Annotated in this window: 27 protein-coding genes; 1 reads left to right on the top strand and 26 read right to left on the bottom strand. The window is 63.5% G+C overall.

Annotation, left to right across the window (positions count from 1 at the left end; genetic code table 11):
- Positions 1-214: 214 nt before the first annotated feature.
- From DRF71_RS29070 to argB, 16 genes are all read right to left on the bottom strand, one after another.
- Entirely contained in the window at positions 215-337 is a 123-nt protein-coding gene (locus DRF71_RS29070) for a hypothetical protein (RefSeq protein WP_269814382.1), read from the bottom strand.
- A 208-nt stretch (positions 338-545) separates the two neighbouring features.
- Positions 546-767 (bottom strand): 50S ribosomal protein L31, encoded by a 222-nt coding sequence (gene rpmE, locus DRF71_RS18475; RefSeq protein WP_092899140.1) that lies wholly within the window; start codon positions 765-767, stop codon positions 546-548.
- Positions 768-778: 11 nt separating this feature from the next.
- Positions 779-1,153, bottom strand: coding sequence for a 50S ribosomal protein L19 (gene rplS / locus DRF71_RS18470; RefSeq protein ID WP_112311981.1), 375 nt, complete (start codon positions 1,151-1,153; stop codon positions 779-781).
- Between the two features lie 407 nt (positions 1,154-1,560).
- On the bottom strand, positions 1,561-2,376 hold the full coding sequence (gene trmD, locus DRF71_RS18465) for a tRNA (guanosine(37)-N1)-methyltransferase TrmD (RefSeq protein ID WP_112312159.1): 816 nt from the start codon (positions 2,374-2,376) through the stop codon (positions 1,561-1,563).
- A 187-nt stretch (positions 2,377-2,563) separates the two neighbouring features.
- Positions 2,564-3,550, bottom strand: coding sequence for a hypothetical protein (locus DRF71_RS18460; protein ID WP_157971150.1), 987 nt, complete (start codon positions 3,548-3,550; stop codon positions 2,564-2,566).
- A gap of 373 nt (positions 3,551-3,923) precedes the next feature.
- Positions 3,924-4,430 carry a ribosome maturation factor RimM gene (rimM, locus tag DRF71_RS18455; RefSeq protein WP_112311979.1) on the bottom strand — a complete coding sequence of 169 codons (507 nt, stop codon included), beginning with the start codon at positions 4,428-4,430 and terminating at the stop codon, positions 3,924-3,926.
- A 55-nt stretch (positions 4,431-4,485) separates the two neighbouring features.
- Positions 4,486-4,845, bottom strand: coding sequence for a 30S ribosomal protein S16 (gene rpsP / locus DRF71_RS18450; RefSeq protein ID WP_112311978.1), 360 nt, complete (start codon positions 4,843-4,845; stop codon positions 4,486-4,488).
- A gap of 44 nt (positions 4,846-4,889) precedes the next feature.
- Positions 4,890-5,186 carry a chorismate mutase gene (locus DRF71_RS18445; protein ID WP_112311977.1) on the bottom strand — a complete coding sequence of 99 codons (297 nt, stop codon included), beginning with the start codon at positions 5,184-5,186 and terminating at the stop codon, positions 4,890-4,892.
- Positions 5,183-5,737 (bottom strand): GNAT family N-acetyltransferase, encoded by a 555-nt coding sequence (locus DRF71_RS18440; protein ID WP_112311976.1) that lies wholly within the window; start codon positions 5,735-5,737, stop codon positions 5,183-5,185. The genes DRF71_RS18445 and DRF71_RS18440 overlap by 4 nt, the downstream gene beginning before the upstream one ends.
- A complete protein-coding gene (locus DRF71_RS18435) occupies positions 5,734-6,252 on the bottom strand; it encodes a GNAT family N-acetyltransferase (RefSeq protein ID WP_157971149.1) in 519 nt (172 codons plus the stop codon). The genes DRF71_RS18440 and DRF71_RS18435 overlap by 4 nt, the downstream gene beginning before the upstream one ends.
- A complete protein-coding gene (locus tag DRF71_RS18430; RefSeq protein ID WP_112311974.1) occupies positions 6,249-6,815 on the bottom strand; it encodes a demethoxyubiquinone hydroxylase family protein in 567 nt (188 codons plus the stop codon). Before DRF71_RS18430 ends, DRF71_RS18435 begins: the two co-directional genes overlap by 4 nt.
- On the bottom strand, positions 6,812-8,335 hold the full coding sequence (gene ffh / locus DRF71_RS18425) for a signal recognition particle protein (protein ID WP_112311973.1): 1,524 nt from the start codon (positions 8,333-8,335) through the stop codon (positions 6,812-6,814). The genes DRF71_RS18430 and ffh overlap by 4 nt, the downstream gene beginning before the upstream one ends.
- Positions 8,336-8,564: 229 nt before the next feature.
- Positions 8,565-9,530, bottom strand: a complete 966-nt coding sequence (locus tag DRF71_RS18420) for an aldo/keto reductase (protein ID WP_232831573.1) — start codon at positions 9,528-9,530, stop codon at positions 8,565-8,567.
- A 64-nt stretch (positions 9,531-9,594) separates the two neighbouring features.
- Positions 9,595-10,098 (bottom strand): SixA phosphatase family protein, encoded by a 504-nt coding sequence (locus tag DRF71_RS18415; RefSeq protein ID WP_112311971.1) that lies wholly within the window; start codon positions 10,096-10,098, stop codon positions 9,595-9,597.
- Entirely contained in the window at positions 10,095-10,757 is a 663-nt protein-coding gene (locus tag DRF71_RS18410) for a ferredoxin (protein ID WP_112311970.1), read from the bottom strand. Before DRF71_RS18410 ends, DRF71_RS18415 begins: the two co-directional genes overlap by 4 nt.
- A 128-nt stretch (positions 10,758-10,885) precedes the next feature.
- Positions 10,886-11,767 carry an acetylglutamate kinase gene (gene argB, locus DRF71_RS18405; RefSeq protein ID WP_112312158.1) on the bottom strand — a complete coding sequence of 294 codons (882 nt, stop codon included), beginning with the start codon at positions 11,765-11,767 and terminating at the stop codon, positions 10,886-10,888.
- A gap of 178 nt (positions 11,768-11,945) precedes the next feature.
- Here argB and DRF71_RS18400 point away from each other — a divergent pair, with 178 nt between their 5' ends.
- A complete protein-coding gene (locus DRF71_RS18400; RefSeq protein ID WP_198672257.1) occupies positions 11,946-12,575 on the top strand; it encodes a TetR/AcrR family transcriptional regulator in 630 nt (209 codons plus the stop codon).
- 12 nt (positions 12,576-12,587) lie between these two features.
- Here the strand turns inward: DRF71_RS18400 and DRF71_RS18395 are convergent, their stop codons facing one another.
- From DRF71_RS18395 to yidC, 10 genes are all read right to left on the bottom strand, one after another.
- Positions 12,588-13,364 (bottom strand): ABC transporter permease, encoded by a 777-nt coding sequence (locus tag DRF71_RS18395; protein ID WP_112311968.1) that lies wholly within the window; start codon positions 13,362-13,364, stop codon positions 12,588-12,590.
- Positions 13,364-14,089 (bottom strand): ABC transporter permease, encoded by a 726-nt coding sequence (locus tag DRF71_RS18390; RefSeq protein WP_112311967.1) that lies wholly within the window; start codon positions 14,087-14,089, stop codon positions 13,364-13,366. Before DRF71_RS18390 ends, DRF71_RS18395 begins: the two co-directional genes overlap by 1 nt.
- A gap of 25 nt (positions 14,090-14,114) precedes the next feature.
- Positions 14,115-14,891: a transporter substrate-binding domain-containing protein gene (locus tag DRF71_RS18385; RefSeq protein ID WP_112311966.1), complete on the bottom strand. Its 777-nt coding sequence runs from the start codon at positions 14,889-14,891 to the stop codon at positions 14,115-14,117.
- 26 nt (positions 14,892-14,917) lie between these two features.
- Positions 14,918-15,724, bottom strand: coding sequence for an ABC transporter ATP-binding protein (locus DRF71_RS18380; protein WP_112311965.1), 807 nt, complete (start codon positions 15,722-15,724; stop codon positions 14,918-14,920).
- Positions 15,725-15,751: 27 nt separating this feature from the next.
- Positions 15,752-16,564 carry an alpha/beta fold hydrolase gene (locus tag DRF71_RS18375; RefSeq protein ID WP_112311964.1) on the bottom strand — a complete coding sequence of 271 codons (813 nt, stop codon included), beginning with the start codon at positions 16,562-16,564 and terminating at the stop codon, positions 15,752-15,754.
- A gap of 3 nt (positions 16,565-16,567) precedes the next feature.
- A complete protein-coding gene (locus tag DRF71_RS18370; RefSeq protein ID WP_269814386.1) occupies positions 16,568-16,786 on the bottom strand; it encodes a tautomerase family protein in 219 nt (72 codons plus the stop codon).
- Positions 16,783-17,811, bottom strand: a complete 1,029-nt coding sequence (locus DRF71_RS18365; RefSeq protein WP_112311962.1) for an LLM class flavin-dependent oxidoreductase — start codon at positions 17,809-17,811, stop codon at positions 16,783-16,785. The genes DRF71_RS18370 and DRF71_RS18365 overlap by 4 nt, the downstream gene beginning before the upstream one ends.
- A 182-nt stretch (positions 17,812-17,993) precedes the next feature.
- Positions 17,994-18,644, bottom strand: a complete 651-nt coding sequence (yihA, locus tag DRF71_RS18360) for a ribosome biogenesis GTP-binding protein YihA/YsxC (protein WP_112311961.1) — start codon at positions 18,642-18,644, stop codon at positions 17,994-17,996.
- A complete protein-coding gene (locus tag DRF71_RS18355) occupies positions 18,641-19,402 on the bottom strand; it encodes an MOSC domain-containing protein (protein ID WP_112311960.1) in 762 nt (253 codons plus the stop codon). The genes yihA and DRF71_RS18355 overlap by 4 nt, the downstream gene beginning before the upstream one ends.
- Positions 19,399-21,279 (bottom strand): membrane protein insertase YidC, encoded by a 1,881-nt coding sequence (gene yidC / locus DRF71_RS18350; protein ID WP_112311959.1) that lies wholly within the window; start codon positions 21,277-21,279, stop codon positions 19,399-19,401. The genes DRF71_RS18355 and yidC overlap by 4 nt, the downstream gene beginning before the upstream one ends.
- Positions 21,280-21,325: the final 46 nt, after the last annotated feature.

The raw sequence follows: 21,325 nt of genomic DNA, 5'->3' as shown, positions 1-21,325 counted from the left end.
CCGAAAACTTCATCCTTCTATTGGCAAGGAGTGGCCGAAAGGGAAAGCCCTTTTTAACCACAATCAGCCCCTGGCGCATTGGAGACGCAGCGCCGATGCCAGGTCCTGCAGCAATCGGCAGGCCCGTCGGTCCGGCCCGACACTATCCCCCGACACTATCCCCCGATACGGACCGCCGGGCGCGGGATAGGGGCAACCGCCTCCCCCTGGCCCGTCAGGCGCTGCTCGCCTTCCGGCGCGAGGACGAGGCCGTCTGGCAGGACCCCCGCACCGCATATCTGCCCTCGATCACCGTTTCGCTCCGGTCATTCGTCCCCGAAGCGGACAGGAGGAACATCGCCTCCGTCCTGTCTTCGGAAAAGGTGATGCGTTGGGGGTTAACGGTGCAACTGGTCTGATCGCTCCAGATAGGTCCGAAACGGCCCGGGAGCTGCCGGAACAGATCCTCCACCGGGTCCGCAGCGGCCGGTGACGGCGCCAGGGTAAGACCCGCGCAAAGAAAAAGGGCGCCTCCGAAGAGACGCCCCTGAAACAATTGCCTGCGCTCAGAAACCAAGGCCGGCATATTTGTTTTTGAACTTCGAAACGCGGCCGCCGGTATCCATCAGCTTGGCCGACTGGCCGGTCCAGGCCGGATGCGCCAGCGGGTCGATGTCGAGCGACATGGTGTCGCCCTCCTTGCCCCAGGTCGAACGGGTCTGATAGGTCGAGCCGTCGGTCATTTTCACTTCGATGAAGTGATATTCGGGGTGAATGCCCTCTTTCATCTCGGCTCTCCTTATTCCGATTTGGCTTTATAGGTGCTGTCTTCGGCGATACGGGCCGATTTGCCGCGACGCGCACGCAGGTAGTACAGCTTGGCGCGACGGACTTTACCACGGCGGACCACTTCGATCGAATCGATATTGGTCGAGTAGAGCGGGAACACACGCTCCACGCCTTCGCCGAAGGAAATCTTGCGGATGGTGAACGAGGCTGCGAGGGTCGCGCCGCCTTTGCGGCCGATGCAGACGCCTTCATAGGCCTGCACACGGGTGCGGGTGCCCTCGGTCACTTTATAGCCAACGCGCACGGTGTCGCCGGCTTTGAAGTCAGGGATCTTCTTGTCGAGGGCGGCAATCTGCTCCGCCTCGATCTGAGCGATCAGGTTCATCGCATTTCTCCATATGCCTGTGGTTCAAACCCACAGAGGTGATCCTGGCCGAGAGCTCCTGGTCTTCTTCCGGATCCCTGCATCGCGACATACGCGACCGGCCCGCCTGAGTTCGGTTCGGTTGACTTTGTTTGCCGTCTGCCGCGCCCCGCCTGCCCCCGCCGAAGAAGGCGGTTTGATCAGTCAAGGGAATCGGGTCCGACAGGCTTTCACCCCGGACCCGCTGGCTATAGGGCCGGACAGGGTTCTGGTCAAGCGGCGGCGCGGGCGCGCAGACACGTCCCGGCATTCTGCCGGGAATGCCTCCGGCGGGGATATTTAAGGACAGATGAATAACCTTCTTCCCATTTCATCTGTCCGCAAATATCCCGGGGGTGAGCGCGGAACGCGCGAGGGGGCTGGCCCCATCAACGCCCCTTCCGCGCGCGAAACGCATCCCAGAGATCGGGGCGCCGCGCCGCTGTTATCTCCTGCGATTGCGCATGGCGCCATTTTGCGATTTCGCCGTGATTGCCCGACATCAGCACTGGAGGAATTTCGCGTCCCTCCCAGTCTGCAGGCCGGGTATATTGCGGATGTTCCAGCAGCCCGTCGGAGAAGCTTTCCTCCACCGCCGATTCCGCATTGCCCAACACGCCGGGCAGCAGCCGCAGCGTCGCGTCCAACACCGCCTGGGCGGCGATCTCTCCCCCTGTCATCACAAAATCGCCGAGGCTTACCTCTTCGATCTGCCAGTGATCCAACACGCGCTGATCGACGCCCTCGAACCGGCCGCAGAGCAGTGTAAGCCCTTCGCCGGCGGCAAAGCGCCGGGCCATGGCCTGGTCGAACGGGCGCCCGCGCGGTGAGAGGTAGATCAGCGGCCATTGCGCCCGGCTGGCGCGCACGCCCTCCATCGCAGCCGACAGCGCCCGATGCGTCACATCCGCGCGCAGCACCATGCCAGCGCCGCCCCCGGCGGGCGTGTCATCGACATTGCGGTGCTTGCCCTCGCCAAACTGGCGCAGATCGAAGGTCTCCAGCCGCCAGCGCCCCATGTCCAGCGCTTTGCCGGTCAGCGAGAGGCCAAGCGTGCCGGGAAATGCCTCGGGAAACAGCGTCACGATACGGGTCTCGAAAGCCCCCTGCAGGAGCCGCGGCTCAGCCATCAGATCACGCGGCTTCAGCGAGGCGCGGATCTTCAGCTTGCCATGGCTTCGGTCCGGCGCGGCATCCGCCGCCATACCGCCCGCGTCAGCCCCCGCCGCATCGGCACCGGGTTTTGCGCCAGACTGATCCTGTTCACCGGGTTCTTCATTCATGCCCCCGCTCTAGCGCGAAAGCCGGCGCCACGAAAGGGCTGATGCAGAAACGAAAAGGCGGATCAGTCTCCTGATCCGCCCAGTTCATCCATTCGCGCTTGCGCCCCGATCACGCCCCCTGCGCGCTGGCCGCAGGCGGCACGAAGCCAGGCACCCGCGTGGCGGCAGGCTTTGTCCTGACCGGCTCCGGAGTTTGCTCCGCCCCGCTCGCAACCAGCCCGGCCGCCAGATCGCGCAGCGCGAGCGCCGCCGTGGTATCGCCACAGGCCTCTGCCAGTTCCAGCACCACCCCGACCGGCGGGAAATAATGTGCCGTGGCCGGGATCTTCTGCAAAAGCGCCCTGCCCCGCAGCGAGAGCAGCGACAGCAGATCCGCCGAGTTCCCGGCGGCGGCAAAAGCGGTTCGCATCTCGCCGGGAACGGTATATTCCGATTGCGGGAATGGGTCGGTGGCCTTCAGGATCACCGCTGTGCGCAGCGAGAGATGGTCGCTTGACGGGCAGGCATCCAGCGCAGCGGTCAGCGCCGCAAGGCGCGACCAGATGTCGCCGGTATCGAGAAAATGATCCAGACGGTCGAGCATGACCTCGGTATCAGTTCCGGCATCCTCGGACAGGGCGAAAAGCCCGGATACAGCCCCCTCGGCCGAAGCCGGGATCTGGCGGGGTGCATCCGCGCCGGGGTCATCGGTCCAGAGCAGCTGGTCGATAGTCTCTCCATTGGCCAGCGCGAGTTCGGGCACCCAGGCCATTCGCAACAGCGGCACGGCAACAAAAGACAGCGCCAGCGGCAACAGCGGGTTGAACAACGGCACAAAGCCCAGCACGCCGCCAATGCCGCGCCCGATCCCGAACAGCACCGCCACGAACAGAATCTGCGAGGTCAGCAGCGTCACCCCGGCAATCAGCGCCGTCGGGGTCAGCCATTCGCCAAAGCTTTGCGGCCATTTATGCGGCCGGAGCATCACCAGCCAGAGCATGAACAGCGTCACGAAGGGCATAAGATAGCCAGGCCCGAAGCCGGCAAGACCAGCCAGAAGCGGCCCCATATAAAGCAAAACAGTAGTCGCCTGTATCAGCCTCTTACGATACGCCACGACGCTTCCCTTTCGCCGATGCGGAATTCTCCGCTCTGTTGCCATCACGGCCCGGGCGCCAGGGCAACCCGTAAACCGGCCCCACCTCTCAACCTGCGGGTGACAGGAGCAGGTGAGAGCCCGGCAGTGGCAAAAAAAAGGCGGCGCCGTGTCGGGCCAGGGAAATCAGGGGAATTTGTGAAAAACTTTCGCGCCTGGGTGGCATCAATGCCGGCGAGCGGGCGCTATTGTTCCCAAAACCCACAGGCAACCTGTGGCAGGGGTGAAAATGCCTTCACACCTGTGGCGTTGGTCTGGCGGGTCGGCGGCAGCGGATGGCTCTCAGCCCAGACCCTCGGTCCAGGCCCTCGGTCCAGGCCCTCGGTCCAGGCCTTCAGTCCAGCCCCTCGGGCAGATCGGCGATCAGCAGCCCGCGCGCCAGATCGACGGTCGGCACGGTTGCAAGCGTGAAAGGCAACAGCAGCGGCGCCGGTTTGGCGGCAAGGCGGATCTCGATCAGATCACCCGCACCGTGATTATGCACCGCGATCACGGTGCCAAGGCTGGCGCCGCCGGTATCGCGGACCTCAAGCCCGATCAGATCGGCATGGTAAAATTCATCATCGGGCAATGCCGGCAGGCGGTCGCGCGCGACATAAAGCTCGGTGCCGCGCAGGGCATCGGCCTCTTCCTTGGTCGCAACCCCCGAAAGCCGCGCCCCAAGCGCACCGGCCACCGGTCGCGTCAGGGTCACCGCAAAGCTGCGGCCACCGTCTTTGGTGAAAAGCGGACCATATGAGGCGATATCGGTCGGCTCGGCGCAAAAGCTTTTCAGCCGCACCTCGCCGCGAATGCCCCAGGCACCCGCGATGGAACCGACACAGATCCGCTCGTCCGACATATCCCGCTCCAGTCCTGATGCGGATGGCCCGTTGGCCGGGCCATCCGCGAAATGATCACTCTTCCGCAGCAGCCGGGGCTTCCGAACGGGCGGCTTTCTTGGCAGCGCGATCGGCCATGGCCTTGCCCGGAACAGCCGATTTCGGGTTGTTGCGGACGGCTTTCTCTTTCAGGCCAGCCGATTCCAGGAAACGGGCAACGCGGTCGGTCGCCTGGGCGCCCTGGCCCAGCCAGTACTGGATACGCTCGACATTGAGCACGACGCGGGCTTCGTTGTCTTTGGCCAGCAGCGGGTTATAGGTGCCCAGCTTCTCGATGAAGCGGCCATCGCGCGGCATGCGCGAATCCGACGCGACAATCGCGTAGAACGGACGCTTTTTCGAACCGCCACGGGCGAGACGGATTTTCATAGCCATGGTTTTTCTCCTTCAGATGGCTGTGTTGCGGGCGGATCGCCCGCTCATTTCTGCAGTTTCTCGTGATGCCTGATGACTTCGGATATGATGAAGGTCAGGAATTTCTTGGCGAATTCCGGATCCAGCTTTGCTTCTTCGGCAAGCCGTTCCAGACGTTCGATCTGACGCGCCTCGCGGGCGGGGTCGGATGGGGGGAGGTCATGCCCGGCCTTCAGCCGGCCAACCGATTGCGTATGCTTGAACCGCTCGGCCAGGGTATAGACGAGGATCGCATCCAGCCGGTCGATCGACTCGCGATGCTCTTTCAAAAGCACTGCCGCGCGGGCGACGGGATCACTCATGGCGTTCCTCCGGTTGCGGGGCCGGTTTTCGGGGGGCTTTGCAGCGCATGGCGCCAGATCGTCATCGGCTTGCCGAAAATCTCGTCATCACGCTCGGGCGCGGCACCAAGGCGGCGGGCCAGCGCCATTGATCGGTGATTGTCGCGCGCGATCATGCTGATCGCGGTGGACCAGCCAAGCTTTGCGACCGCATGGTCGCGGATCGCGAAGGCCGCCTCGGTCGCATAGCCATAGCCCTCATGCGCGGCGTCCCAGAGATTCCAGGCCAGTTCCGGCTCGGGCCAGGCGGGCGGGTTCAGATGGCCGGCCAGGCCGATGGCCTCGCCGGTTTCGGTGAGGGTAACCGCAAACAGCCCATAGCCGCGCAGAACCCAGTGGCCGCAGACGGTGGCAAAGGTCTGGAAGGCGCCGGACGCGCTGGCCGGACCACCGGTGAAGGCCGCGCGAGGGCTGGCCATATAGGCGGTGAAGCCGGGCAGATCGCGCTCTTCAGGGGCGCGCAGTGTCAGGCGCAGGGTGGTCAGGACCGGGGCGCCGGCGAGGGTGATCATGCCGTCCCCTCCGCCTGCAGCGGGAAATGCCACAGAACCGCACCCGCCAGATGCGGCGAGGGCTCTGCCGTCGCGACGCCACCGATCTTCCGCGCAATCGCCGCCGAGGCATGGTTGTCGCGGTGGATCGAGGTCACGGCCGAGGCAAAGCGCCCATCCGCCACCATCCAGTCCCTGACCAGCTGCACCGCCTCGGATGCGAGGCCGCAGCCCTCGGAGCCCGCGCTCCAGAGCGACCAGGTCAGATCGACCGGCGCGCTGGTGTCGAAATGCAGCGGCCCGGCATGGCCAAGCGCCGCACCGCTCTCGCGCCCGGTAATGGTGAAGCGGCCATAGCCGCGCAGATACCACTGGCCGATCATGGCGGCGAATTTCTCAGCCGCCTGGGCCGGGGTCTTCGCATCGCCGACAAACCGCGTCCGCTCCGACCCCGCAAAAGCGGTGAAGGCCGCAAGATCGCCCGCTTCGGGCGCGCGCAGGATCAGGCGGTCGGAATTGAGGATCGGAAAGCTCATGCCGCCGCCTCCAGATCGCGACGCATCCGCGACGATTCTCCCCATGTCGAGAGCCAGATCACCAGGTTGACGCTGTGACGCACCAGCGCCTGGAAGGCGCGGCTGCTCCGCGTATCACGGGTCTTGTGATGGCGGGCGAGATCAAGATGCCCCTCTTCCTCGGCGCGGATGCTTTCGATCAGATCATGCAATACCGGGTCGCGCGCGCGCAGAAAAGCCAGTTGATCGGTCAGATGCTGGTGAACGGTGTCCTCCACCGCCTCAGTGCAGGCCCAGATCAGGTTCGGGCCCAAAACGGTCGAGGCCGCACCAAGCGCCCAGCCGCCCATGCTCCACAGATACATCGCGCGGCAAGGACGCCCGCCCCGTTCGCGCAGTGCTGTGATGAACAGCGCACAATGTTCGATCTCATGCGCCTTCAGCTCCGCCAGCTGGTCTGCAAGCGAAGGCCAGACATGGCGGCAAATCGCAATCTGCGCGCCATAGATCCTGATCGCGCCGTATTCACCGGCGTGATTGACCCTGGCGATACGGATCGCTGAGAGGCGCTCGGCCGGGGTCATTTCTTGCGCATCATCCCGGACAGGCCCGCCGGCAGCGTCACGCCGCGCGGCATCCCCGGAAGCGAGCCGCCGCCAAGACCAGGCAGACCGCCCATGCCACCGGCGCCCTGTTGCACGCCTTTGGCAAGTTCCGCCAGTTGTTCAGGCGACATTTTCGACGGGTCGGGCATACCGCCACCCTTGCCAAGGAATTGCTTGATCATGTTCTTCATCATGCCCCCCTTGCCCATCTTTTTCATCATATCGGCCATCTGCTTATGCTGTTTCAGCAGACGGTTCAGGTCCTGCACCTCAAGCCCGGCGCCGGCCGCGATCCGTTTCTTGCGGCTCGCCTGCAGCATATCCGGGTTGGCGCGTTCCTTTTTGGTCATCGAGTTGATCAGCGCGATCTGGCGTTTCAGCATGGAATCGTCCAGCCCGGCCTCAGCCGCTGCCGCCTGGTGCTTTGCCATGCCCGGGAGCATTCCCATCAGCCCCTGCATGCCGCCCATTTTCAGCATCTGGTCCAGCTGCATCTTCAGGTCGTTCATATTGAACAGACCCTTGGCGAAGCGCTTGGCCATCCGTTCGGCCTGCTCGGCCTCGAAGGTCTCCTGCGCGCGCTCGACCAGCGCCACGATGTCGCCCATGCCGAGGATACGGCCCGCAACACGCTCGGCATCAAAAACCTCGATGGCGTCCATCTTCTCGCCAAGACCCACGAAACGGATCGGCTTGCCGGTGACCGCCCGCATCGAAAGCGCGGCACCGCCACGGCCATCACCATCCATCCGGGTCAGCACGACGCCGGAAATGCCGACCTTGCCGTCGAACTCGGTGGCAACATTGACCGCGTCCTGGCCGGTGAGGCCGTCAACCACCAGCAGCACTTCGCGCGGCCCGGCGATATCGCGAACCGCCTGGACCTCATCCATCAGCACTTCGTCGATATGCAACCGGCCTGCGGTGTCGAGGAACAGCACATCATAGCCGCCAAGGCTGGCCTGGGTCTTCGCGCGTTTCGCGATCTGAACCGCCGTCTCGCCTTTGACGATGGGCAGGCTGTCAACACCGACCTGGCCGGCCAGAATCGCCAGCTGTTCCATCGCGGCCGGGCGCTGCGTGTCCAGAGACGCCAGCAGCACCCGCTTGCCATTGCGGTCTTTCAGACGCTTTGCCAGTTTTGCGGTCGTGGTCGTCTTGCCCGAGCCCTGCAGACCCACCATCAGGATCGTCGCGGGGGAATTGTCGATCTTCAGCGCATCCGCCGGGCCATCGCCCTGCAGCGTCCGTACCAGCTCGTCATGCACGAATTTGACGACCATCTGGCCGGGCGTGATCGACTTGGTGACTGCCGAGCCGGTGGCCTTTTCCTGCACCCGCTTGATGAATTCGCGCGCGACCGGCAGCGAGACATCCGCCTCGAGCAGCGCGATCCGCACCTCGCGCATCGCCGAGACGACATCGGCCTCGGTCAGCGCGCCCTGTTTCGTCAGGCGATCAAAGACGCCGCCAAGGCGTTCTGAAAGGCTCTCAAACATGCGCGGCTCCTCGCGTGGTCGGGTTTGCCCCGATATGGGGCGGCGGGCGGTTTACCCCAATAAGGGGGCAGGTACGGACAAAGCGGTTTCGCACCCGTGGGCGCAAACGCGCTGACGGATGGCGATCCCGGGCAATGCCCAAGGGACCGGAAGCTCAGGCCTCCGGGGAATTCTCATGCGGGTTAAGCAAAGCGGCGGGAAGAGTCAAGTCCGGGCAGGTTTCCGGGCGTCAGTCACTGGCGGCGGTGAGCGCGGTCAGCTCCTCACCCGACAACCGCAATGAGCCCGCGCGGGCGAAGCTGGCAACCTGGTCCGGCGTGGTGGCCGAGGCAATCGGCGCGGTTATCCCCGGCTGCGCCATGGTCCATGCCAGCGCGACCTCGGCCGGCTTCGCGCCATGGGCGGCGGCGACCGCATCCAGCGCGTCGAGGATCCGCATCCCCTTCGCGTCAAGATATTTCTCAACCGCATCTCCCCGTGCCGATTTGTCCAGATCGGCTTTCGAACGGTATTTGCCCGAGAGAAACCCTGACGCCAGGCTGAAATAGGTGACGACGCCAATCCCTTCGGCAAGACAGAGATCGCGCAAGGGGCCTTCGAACTCGGCCCGGTCGTAAAGGTTGTATTCCGGCTGGATCACCTGATAGCGCGGCAATGCCGTGCCCGCCGCCTTCAGCGCCGCCGTCAACAGGGTCGCGTCGTAATTCGACGCACCGATGGCCTTGATCTTGCCTGCTTTCAGCAGGGCCTCATAGGCGCCAAGCGTATCCTCATGGCGGGCCTCCGCATCGGGCCAATGCGAGAAATAGAGATCGATGCTCTCGATCCCCAGCCGCCTGAGCGAGTTCTCCGCCGCCTCGACGATCCAGCGCGAGGAAAGCCCCTTCTGCCCCGGTTGCCCCAGATCCGAGCCGACTTTGGTGAAAATCTTCACCCGCTGCCGCATTCCGGGCCGCGCCCGCAGCCAGGCGCCGATGATCGTCTCCGATTCGCCGCCTTTATTGCCGGACTTCCAGGAGGAATAGACATCCGCTGTGTCGATGGCGTCGAAACCGTGATCGACAAAGGCATCCAGCACGCGGAAGGACTGCGCCTCGTCAATGGTCCAGCCAAAGACATTGCCGCCAAAAACCAGCGGCATGAAACTCAGCCCGCTTTTGCCCGCTTCGCGCCGTTCCATAGCGATCTCCGTCATGTCTCAATATCCGGGCCGGGACTGGCCCCATGTCGCCTGGGCGGCAAGGCCCCGCAAAGCGGCCTCAGCCGCCGATTTCGCGCGGCACGATGAAATCGACCGTGATACCCTGGCCGAAACCGGTCTCGGCCCAGCTGGCATTGTCGAAATCCACCACCAGCGTGGCGCCGGTCGGATAGCGGGTGAATTGCGAGGAAATCGGCGTCTTCGCCACCAGGCGATGGGCGAATTCCGCAATGCCCGGGTTATGGCCCAGCATCATCACGCAATCGGATTGCGCCTTGCGCAACACCGTCAGCATCACATCCGGCCCGGCATGGTAGAGGGTCGGTTTCAGCTCCAGCTCCGGCCCTTCGGGCAGCTCGCGCGCGATCCCGGACCAGGTCTCCCAGGTCCTGAGTGCATCCGAGCACAGCACCTGGCCCGGCACATAGCCGCGCGAGGCGAGCCAGAGCCCGAGATCCGTCGCCGCCGCCTTGCCGCGGTCATTCAGGGGCCGGTCATGGTCCGCCATGGTCGGGTCGTCCCAGCTGGATTTGGCATGGCGGATAAGGATCAAACGCTTCATTTGTGGAACTGGCTCATATGATAGGCTGAATGTTCCGGCAGTCTTGCATAGCGAGAGGACAACGGGCAAGCGCGGCGCGTGATGCAGCCGGAATTGAGGCAATCGGCGCCGCCGGGCTGATCAAGAAAAGCGTGGCAGGCGGGCACGTCATAGCCCTGCCCCCCAAGCGCCCCGGCCGGACAGGCGGTCAGACAGGGCGCCGCGCAACTGTCGCAGGGCTTTACCCCGGACGTGACCTCCAGATGCTGTTTCAGCGCCAATGCGCCGCGAAAGCTGACCAGCAATCCCTGATCCTGATGCACAAGCAGCCGCACCGGACTGTCCCAGACGCGCCCCGAGCGCAGGGCCCAGGCATAGAACGGATGCCAGGGCGGCCCGCCAAAGGGAAAAAGCGCTTTCCCACCGATAGCGCAGGCAAGCCGCCCGATCACCCGGCGCGACCAGCGATCAACCGGATCGGGTCGTCCATCCCATTCGGGTTGCGACGTCAGATGCTGCCAATAGCCCGGCTCGCGCGGGCCGATGAGCAACAGCGTCCGGGTGCCCCTGGGAAAACCCACCTCGCCAGGTGCCGGGTTGAAACCGCCAAGCATGGTCAGGAAATGCGGTGCGAGCCGCGTCTCCAGCTCCTGCACATTGTTCAGTGGCGTCGCGGCCATGTTCTGCCCTGCCAGGCGGGGGCCAGCCCCCGCACCCCCGGAGTATTTTCATCAAGAGGAAGAATATGCATTCCTCTTGACTTAAATACTCCCGCCGGAGGCTTCCCCGCTATGCCGGAAGCGACCGCTCACCCGCGTTTCACGCGCGGTTTCACACGGGGCTCGGTCGAGCGGATCTGGCTCCCTGCCCCGTGATCGGTGAAGAGTTCCAGCAGCGCCGCATTCGGGATGCGGCCATCGAGGATGGTTACCGCCCGCACGCCCTCATCAATGGCTTTCAGCGCGGTCTCGGTTTTCGGGATCATGCCGCCTGCGATCACACCATCGACGGTCAGCTGCCGGATCTCTTCGGGGGAGAGCGAGGTCATCACCTGGCCATCTGCCCCTTTCACCCCCGCAACATCCGTCAGCAAAAGCAGGCGATCGGCCCGCAGCGCGCCGGCAATGGCGCCGGCCGCAGTGTCTCCGTTCACGTTGAAGGTCTCGTTATCCTTCATGCCGGTCGCCACCGGCGCCACCACCGGGATGATCCCGGCCGAGTAAAGATCGCGCAGCACCTGGACATTCATCTCGACCGGACGCCCGACATAGCCCAGTTCGGGATCATCGGCCTCGCAGACCATCAGGTCATCATCCTTGCCCGAAATCCCGACCGCGCGACCGCCCGCATCCATGATCGACTGCACGATGCGCTTATTCACAAGGCCGGAAAGGATCATCTCGACCACCTCAACCGTCGCCTTGTCGGTCACCCTTTTGCCGCGCACGAATTCCGATTTGATGCCGAGCCTGGTCAGCATCTCGTTGATCATCGGCCCGCCGCCATGCACCACCACCGGATGTACGCCGACCTGTTTCATCAGCACGATATCGCGGGCGAATTCGGCCATGGCCTCATCATCGCCCATCGCATTGCCGCCGAATTTCACCACCACCACCGCATCCTCGTATCGCTGCAGATATGGCAACGCTTCCGACAGCATTTTCGCGGTGTTCTGGGCGTCTTTCATGGTCAGGGTCTGCTGCTTCATCAGGGCCTCCGGGTTGCCTTTGCCCCATAGGACTTTCGCGCCTGCTTGCCAAGCGCCGCGCATCCCTGCCGGCGCCGTTTGGGCGCTGTTTTGACAGAACCGCCCGCAACGGGTATGCGGTGTCCGCATAGATATGGTGATTTCAGTGAGCGACCCCTTGAGTGCAGAGGACAAACCCCGGGCAAGAAAGGCGCCGCGCAAACTGAGCGAGGCCAATATCAACCGGCGCGAAGAGATCCTGCAGGCAACCGAACGCGTGTTGCGTCAGGAGGGCTATTCGGGCCTGACCGCGCGCAAGGTCGCGGCAGAGGCGGGCTTTTCGCTGGGCCATATCACCTATAATTTCAACGGGATGGATGAGGTCCTTTCGGAAACCTATCGCCGTCTCTCTGGCCGGTTGCGCGAGAGTACCGCAAGCTCCGATGCCGCCGACGCGCCGCCACTGGCGCGGCTTGAGGCCTTTCTGCGGGCCGCTTTCACCGCCGAATTCCTGGATCCCGGGCATTTGCGGCTGCGGATCGACCTCTGGTCGGCGGCGCTGACATCCGAGGTGATCGCGGCCACCGAATCCGGGCTTTACGCGCATTACCGCAGCGATCTGGAGACGCATCTGCTGGCCGTTGCGGGCGATGATGCCGCGCGCCGCACGCAGGTGCCGGTTCTGACCGATACGCTGATGGCGACGCTGGACGGGCTCTGGCTCGACTGGATGCGCCGGCGCGACAAGGCGGGTCTGCGCAACGGGCTGGCGGGCTGCATGGCACTGGTCCGCGCGCTGTTGCCCTGATCAGGCCGATGATCAGGCGGTGCGGCGTGGGCGCCGGCTCTCCAGCCAGGCAAAGCCCAGCACGATCACCCCCGCCAGAGCCAGATAGACCGCCGCGACGAAGAACAGCGGTTCATAGGTGATCAGCAGATCCTGGCGCACCCGGCTCGATGCCGCATAGATCTCCAGCACGGTGATCGTCGCCACCAGCGGCGTCGCCTTCAGCTGCAACACGGTTTCCCCGCCCAAGGTCGGCAAAACGCTTTGCAGCGCCTGGGGGAAGGAAATCCGCGTCAGGATCTTGTGGCGCGGCATGCCCATGGCACGGGCGGCCTCGATCTGGCCGCGCGGCACCGAGGCGAAGGCACCGCGCATCACCTCGCCCTCATAGCCGGCATAAGACAGCGACAAAGCCAGCAAGGCATAGGGCCAGGCCTGGCGCAAAATCGGCCAGAGATCGCTTTCGCGGATCCAGGGAATGCCGGGAAACAGCGATCCCAGCCCGTAATACAAAAGCCAGACCTGGAGCAAAAGCGGCGTGCCGCGGATCACCGTGCAAAAGACCCGCGCCGGCACCGCCAGATACCAGGGGCCAGAGGCCTGGGCGAGGCCAAGCGGCACCGCCAGCGCAAATCCGATCAGCACCGACAGCGCCAGCAACCAGATCGTGCGCCAGACGCCCTGGAGGATCAGGGTCTGGTATTTCGGCTCCCAGAGCCAGTCCCAGCGACCGGCCAGACAGATCCACATGACCAGCCCGGCGGCGATCAGCAGCATCACGATGCGATGCGGTTGCAACAGCGCTTTCATCAGCGCCCCCCTGCCTGGCGGGGCGGATCACCGCGCCTGGCCCAGCGTTCCAGCCGCGCGAAACCCCAGGTCGAGATCAGGGTGATCACGAGGTAAATCAGCCCGGCCGCTATGAAAAAGGTGAAAAAGGCCTTGGTGGTGCTGGCGGCCTGACGCGTGGCCAGGGTCAGCTCGTTGAAGCCCACGATCGCCATCAGCGCGGTATCCTTGGTGGCGATCAGCCAGAGGTTCGACAGCCCCGGCAGCGCGAGGCCCAGCATGGTCGGCAGCGTGATCCGGCTGGCCACCTTGCGCGCCGGCATCCCCATCGCCTTTGCCGCCTCGATCTGACCGGCCGGCACGGCGAGGATGGCGCCCCGCAGGATCTCGGTCGCGTAAGCGCCCTGCACCACGCCCAGCACGATGATCCCGGCCACCACGCCGGAAATCTGGATCCGCTCATATCCCATGACCAGCAGAGCGCGGTTCATCAGATCGGTCAGCCCGAAATACAGCAAGAGGATCAGGATCAGCTCGGGCAGCGCGCGTACCATGGTGGTGTAAACGCCCAGACAATCGCGCAGGATCGGCCCGCCATAGATTTTGCCATAGGCCCCGGCCAACCCGATCACAAGGCCGATGCCAAAGGCCCCTACCGCGATCCGGATCGAAGCCCAGAGCGCGACCAGCAATGTGCCCCCCCATCCGGGAGGGCTGAGGGCCAGAAGGCCAAGCGTGCTTTCCACGGCGCAGCGCCCGGGCGATCAGCGCTTATTCACCATAGATCGAAGAGGCGAAATATTTCGCGGTGATGGTGTCATAGCTGCCATCAGCGATCACCGCCGCGATGCCCTTGTTGAAAGCCTCTTTCAGCTTTTCGTCGCCCTTGCGCAGGCCGACCCCGACGCCCAGCCCCAGCACGGCGGCATCATCGGCCACGGCGCCCATCGACTCGCAGCAGGCCTGACCATCGGCCGAGGCGAGGAACGCGTCCAGCGCCGTCGAATCCGCCTGGATCGCATCGACCCGTCCGGCAACGAGGTCCTGGTTTGCCTCGTCCTGGGTCTGATAGGCCTTGATCTCGGAGGCTGCGCCCGCGAAGTGCTTTTCGGCATAGGCCTGATGGATGGTCGAGACCTGAACGCCCAGGATCTTGCCTTCCAGCCCTGCGGCATCCGGGGTGATCCCCGCACCTTTTGCCGCAACGATCACCGACGGTGTGTTGTAGTATTTGTTCGAAAAATCAATGACCTTCAGACGTTCATCATTGATCGACATCGAGTTCATAATCGCGTCGATCTGGCCGGCGGTCAGCGCGGGGATGATGCCATCCCAGGCGGTGGGGGTGATGACGCAATCCAGCTCTGCCGCCTTGCAGACGGCCTCCATGATCTCGATCTCCCAGCCGGTCCAGTTGCCCGAAGCATCAACGCTGGCAAAGGGCGGATAGGGTTCCGGCGCCATGCCGACGCGCACGGTCTCGGCAGCGGCCATGCCGGTGAAACCAAAGGCGAAAGCGGCGGCGAGTGCGATTTTCTTCATGGTCATCTCCCTGAGTTTGAATGCCGGTCTTCTTACGAGACCGATTTAAGAAACTGTTTCAGCCGCGCCGATTGCGGCGCGCCGAAAAGTTGATCGGGGGGGCCTTCCTCCTCGATCAGGCCATTGTAAAGATAGACGATATGGTCCGAGACCTCACGGGCGAATTTCATCTCATGCGTGACCAGCAGCATGGTGCGCCCCTCATCGGCCAGGCTGCGGATCACGGCGAGAACCTCGCCCACCAGTTCCGGGTCCAGCGCCGAGGTCGGTTCGTCGAACAGCATGGCGCGCGGCTCCATGCACAGCGCGCGCGCAATGGCGGCCCGCTGCTGCTGGCCGCCCGACAGAAAGGCCGGATAGGCATTCTCCTTGGCCGCAAGCCCGACCCGGTCAAGCAATTTGCGCGCGGTGGCAACCGCCTCGTCCTTTGGCTTTTTCAGCACATGGACCGGCACTTCGATCAGGTTTTCCAGCACCGTCTTATGGGTCCAGAGGTTGAACTGCTGGAACACCATGCCAAGGCTTTGCCGGATCCGTTCGATCTGGCGGCGGTCCGAGGGCGTGCCGTCTCCCCGACAGCGGACCTCTTCGCCGCCGATCAGGATCCGCCCCGATGAGGGCGTTTCCAGAAAATTCACACAGCGCAGCAGCGTCGATTTCCCCGAGCCCGATCCGCCGATCAGCGTAACGACATCGCCCTCTTTCGCCGAGATCGACACGCCTTTCAGCACCTCATGCGGGCCGAAACTCTTATGCAAATTCTCGACGCGGATCGCTTCGGCCTTGCCGGTAACTGACCCGGTCACATTGCCCGGGGCTGCTGCGGTCGCGATGCTCATCTGATCCGGCACCCCCGTGAAATGTCGCTACCCCATCTTCTCCCGGCCCATCTTCTCCCGGCCCGTCCTCTCCCGGTCGAGAAGGAACCGGCGGACATGCGGAAGCACCTGTTCGGTCGCTTCGATAAAAATCGCATGTTTCAGCCCGGGAAGGACCACCAGCTCCGCCTCGGGCATGGCCCCGGCGATAAGCGTATTGAGACGAGGATTGCAGCCGCCGTCAAGCTCGCCGGTCAAAACCTGGGCCGGTGCCCGGATTTTATGCAGCCAGGGCGCCATTTCCGTTTCGGCATAGATATCAAATACATTCAGAAAGATATCTGCCGGCGTATCAATCACCTGCTGCTTGCGCCAGGCGATCACATCCGGGCGGGCTTCGGTGAATTCATCGGTGAACCAGCGCGCGGTCAGCGTGTCGAGCACCGGGCCGATCCCCTTGTCCCGCATCGCCTGTACCACGGCTTTGACCTTCGCGCTGTCATCGGCGTCGCGAAAAGCGGCGGTCGACCACAGCCCCAGCGAGCGCACCCGTTCCGGATAGCGCAGCGCATAGGCCGGGCCGATCATGCCCCCCAGCGAATGGCCGGCGAAATGGGCGTGTTCGATCCCCAGCTTCGCCCGCAGCGCCTCCAGATCATCGACCAGATCGTCCAGGGTGAAGCGCCCTTCGGGCAGCGGGCTTTCGCCATGGCCGCGCAGATCATAGCTGATACAGGTGAAGCGGTCTTTCAGCCCCTCCACGAGGCGCGTAAAGGTGGCCCGGCGCGCGCCGATGCCGTGGATCAGGACGAGGGGCGGCCCCTCCCCCGTCACCGAATATGCGCAGTTGATGGCAGTCATGGCTCACTCCGGTTTCGGATCACAGCCGAGCCGGCCCCCAAAGGCCCAGTCCTGTTTCTGCACATCGACAAAAACGATCTGCAGCGCTTCGGGCGTGCCGCCGCAGGTCTCGACAAAGGCCTGGGTCAGGGCTTTCGCGCAGGCGCGCTTTTGTTCGACAGTGCGACCTTCGAACATTTCGATACGGATCATCGGCATTTTATGGTCCTTGCTTTCACTTATGCAACTTTTTGGTGGATCAGCCGGATCGAGGGCATCACCTCTTCGGCAAAGCGGCTCATCATCTCCAGCGTGACCTCCTGCGGCTGGCCGAAATTCGAAGAGGCGATCACCTCGTCAATGCCCAGTTCTGCATAACCGGCCAGCCGGTCGATCATCTCGGCCCGGGTGCAGATGAGCACATTCTGCCGCAACTCCTCAACCGTCTGACGGCGCGGCAGCGGCCGGATCATGCCCTGGTCAACAAGGCCGGGCCCACCGAAGACATTGTCAAAGCTCTGATAATAGGTATGGGCGCGGGCGACCATCTGATCGGCCTCGACCTCATCGCGCGCCAGCCAGAGTGTCCGCTGCAGCGAAAGCCGCTGGCTCTCGGGCCGCGCCGCCCTCGCCCGGCCAGAATGAAACGCATCGACCTGGCTGCGCAGAATCTCGTGACTGGCGCCCAGCGGCGTGGTCTGGATCGAATAGCCCCTCGCCGCCGCCGCTTCGATGCCGGGCGGCGCCATGATCGCCAGAGCCAGCGGGACCGGATCCTCCGGACGCGGCATCACCGTCAGCGCCTCAAACCGATAACGGGCACCGTTCCAGGCCACCTCTTCACGCGACAGCAGGGCCTCAAGAACAGCGAGGCTCTCCTCAAATATCGCTTTGGTCTCCGCCATCGGAACACCAATGCGACCGGTCTCGAAACCGAATGCCCCCTTGCCCACCCCCAAGACCAGCCGCCCGTCGCACAGCGCCTGGGCCTGGACCACCTCGCCGGCAAAGACCCGCATATCCCTGAGCGGCAGCTGACAGATCGAGGTCGCAATCTCAAGGCTTTCAGTCAGCGCCGCGATCCGGACCGCCAGCTGGAGCGGCGACGGAACCAGCAAGATATTGATCAGGTGATGTTCCGGAATGGCGACTCCGCGATAGCCACAGGCTTCGGCATGCAGTGCCTGCTGCGTCATCTCCCGGTAAAGCTGTTTGCCGCCGACATCCCTGCTCAGGATATGGCTGCTGAGAAAATGCGAGAAATCCAATCGCCCCTCCTGATTTTTTGCACATAAGTACAATTGTACAGTTGAGCAAACCTGTCAACGGAAAATCATCCACAGCGACCATGGCCGGCCAGAAGCAAGGAATGGGAAGCAGATACGAAACCGCAGCAAAAAGCCCCGGAGTTTTGAAAACTCCGGTCCGGTTTCTGTCCAGAAACCGGCGCCTATTCCAGCGTTGCGATCACGGCGCGAAGGGTCTCGACCCCCTCGCCCTTCTCGGAACTTGTGACGATAATTTCGGGATAGGCTGCGGGGTGCTTTTGCAGGGCCTGCATCACCTGCGCGATATTGGCCTCACGCGTGGCGAGATTGACCTTATCGGCCTTGGTCATCACGACCTGAAATGTCACCGCCGAGCGGTCAAGCAGACCCATGATCTCGTCATCGACCGATTTCACCCCATGCCGGGTGTCGATCAGCACAAAAGCACGGCGAAGCGTCTGGCGGCCAGCGAGATAAGCCTTCAGCAACTCCTGCCATTTGCGCACAATCGCGACCGGTGCCTCGGCAAAACCATAACCCGGAAGGTCGACCAGATAGCGGCTTTCCCCCAGATCGAAGAAGTTGATTTCCTGTGTCCGTCCAGGCGTATTCGAGGCCCGGGCAAGATTTTTTCGCGTGGTCAGTGCATTGATCAGGCTCGATTTCCCAACATTCGAGCGCCCGGCAAAGCAGACCTCGACCCGGTCGGCCGGCGGCAGCGCCGCCATGGTCGTAACACCTTTCACAAAATCGACCGGCCCCGCGAAAAGCAGGCGCCCGGTCTCGCGCGCCCCGTCTTCCGGCTCCGGCGCGAGGGTGAATGTCATCGTCATACCAGCACCTCGACCCTGTCGCCGGCACGGATCTCACCGCCCTCAAGCACGACACCGAAAACTCCGAAATCCTGGACGCCGACCGTCTCCATCAGCGCATCCAGCGTATCTGCATCGACCTGCCCGGTTTCCGGATTCGACATGGTGGCGCGACAGCGCCCCACCCGCTCGCGAATCTCCAGCATCGTGGCGCCGATCCGCAGCCGCCGCCCGATCCAGGTCATCTCTTCCCAGGCCGCAAAGCCGTCGATCCAGAGATTGCCGCGCCAGCGATGAATCGAGAGGTCGCGCTTCATCTTTTTCCCGAGCGCCAGATTCGATGCCAGATTCTTGATCGAGATGCTGGGCCAGGCGGTATCGGTCATCGCCCGTCCCGGCGCCCGCACCAGCGCCACCGGCCGGAACCGCAATTGCGGACTGATCGGCAACACCCAGTCGATCAGCTTTTGCCCCTCGGTTTCCGGGTTAAAGCGCAGCGGCGCCAGCTCCGGATGGGTCAGCTGCATCTCTCCCGAAACCGCATCGAAGCGCGCCTCGATCGCCATCAGCGAAGGGCTGCGCGCCGCGCGCTGGAAGTTGATGCAGGGCATCCAGGAGGGCGCCCCGGGGTCGAATTTCGACAGGTCATGCGCGACCGCCCAATGCCGGTCCCAGGGCATCGCCTCACCTTCCGACAGCCGAACGGACGCGAGTTCCTCGCGTCCGTGGGCCTTGATCGGATGACGGAAGATCTGCGCGAGGCGCCCTTCACCGGTCATTTCTTTTTCGCACCACCTTTGTCGGCCAGCTTACCCGCCGGCGCTTTGTTGGCATTGGCCGCAGCCTCTTTCTTGCGAAAGCCCGAGAGGATATTGCCGAAGAGATCCGGCTTATGCCCATGGCTGCGCATGATGATATATTGCTGGCTGAAGGTGATGATGTTGTTGGTGATCCAGTACACCACCAGGCCCGAGGCGAAACCGCCCAGCATGAACATGAACACCCAGGGCATCCAGGCGAAAATCGAGGCCTGAACCGGATCGGTGGGGGCCGGGTTCAGCTTTTGCTGCAGCCACATGGTGATGCCCAGGAGGATCGGCAGAACACCGATGAACACCAGATGCAGGAGCGAGCCCGCCACCGGCGCATCCCAGGGCAGCGCCCCAAAGAGGTTGAACAGAGACGAAGGATCAGGCGCCGAGAGATCGCGCAGCCAGCCGAAGAACGGTGCGTGACGCAATTCGATGGTGACAAAAATCACCTTATAGAGCGAGAAGAAGATCGGGATCTGAATCAGGATCGGCAGACAGCCGGCCGCCGGATTGACCTTCTTGTCGCGGTAAAGCTGCAGCATCTCCTTTTGCAACCGTTGCTTGTCGTCGCCAGCACGCTCTTTCAGCGCCTCCATCTCGGGCTGCAGCTCTTTCATCCGCGCCATCGAGACATAGGATTTATAGGCCAACGGCAGCACGATCAGCTTCAGCACGAAGGTCAGCGCGATGATCGCGAGGCCCATATTGCCGATCAGGCCATGGATCCAGTGCAGCAGCGCAAAGATCGGTTTGGTGAGAAAGTAGAACCAGCCCCAGTCAATCGAATCGATAAAGCCCGGGATCGGCGCGCGCGCCTCGTCAACATTCGCGCCGAAAAGGCGGGAAACGGCGCCGGGCTCGTTCTGATAGTCGCGGATCGCCTCCCATTCCTTGGCACCGGCGAAGAAGCGGGTCGAGGTGGTGAAGCTTTGACCAGGCGTTACGATGACGGCCGGCTGGCGCGCCTCGGTCAGGTAGAGATCATGCGACGCGATGTATTTCGTCACCTGGGTGATCGGCTTGCCCTGTTCCGGCACCAGAACCGACATCCAGTAGTGATCGGTGAAACCGATCCAGCCGCCATCCGCAGCCTCGACGACGCTGGCCGGGGCGGCCTCGCGCTCGACCGGGTCAAGGGCAACGATGTTCTTATAGGTCGTCTCGGTCAGTTCGCCACCGGCGCGGGAAATGGCACCTTCATGCAGGATGAAGAAGCCCTTCATATTGGCCGGCAGGCCGTAGCGCTGGATCTGGCCGTAATAGAACATCGACGCGTCGCCGGTGCCACTATTCGCCACCGTCTCGTTGACGGTGAACATGAATTCCTCATCCACCGCGATCTCGCGGGTGAAGGTCAGCCCTTTGCCATTGTCCCAGATCAGTTTCACCGGCCGGCCTGGCGAGAGCGCGCCATCGGTCACCGGGGTCCATTCGGTCTGGGCGCCAGGCACATCGCCTTCGGCCAGCGAACCGGCCGGGCGCCAGCCGAACAGCGCAAAATAAGCGCCGGGCTCACCCTGCGGGGTCAGCAGGCGGACGATGGGCGAATCTTTTTCGATGGTCTCACGGTAGTTTTTCAGACGCAGATCATCGATGCGGCCACCGCGCAGCGAGATCGAGCCCTCAAGCTGCGGCGTGTCGACCCGCAGGCGCGGCGCCTCGGGCACGGGTTCAGAGGTGGCTGCCCCGGCGGTTTCCGGCGCGGGGGTGCCGGTCTGTTCGGTCGTCGCGGTCTCGACCGGGGCCGGGGTTTCGGGGGGAGGGAAGAGCCAGAACCACACCAGGATGACCAAAGCGCTGAGCACCATGGCGAGAATGAGGTTCTTGTTGTTGTTCTCGTCCATATTCTGAACCGCTGCCGCATGTAAGGAAGGATCAGCGGTCTTCAAC

It is taken from the genome of Pseudogemmobacter bohemicus (assembly GCF_003290025.1).
In the GTDB taxonomy this organism is placed as follows: Bacteria; Pseudomonadota; Alphaproteobacteria; order Rhodobacterales; family Rhodobacteraceae; genus Pseudogemmobacter; species Pseudogemmobacter bohemicus.
This window is presented reverse-complemented; position numbering and strand designations above follow the sequence as displayed.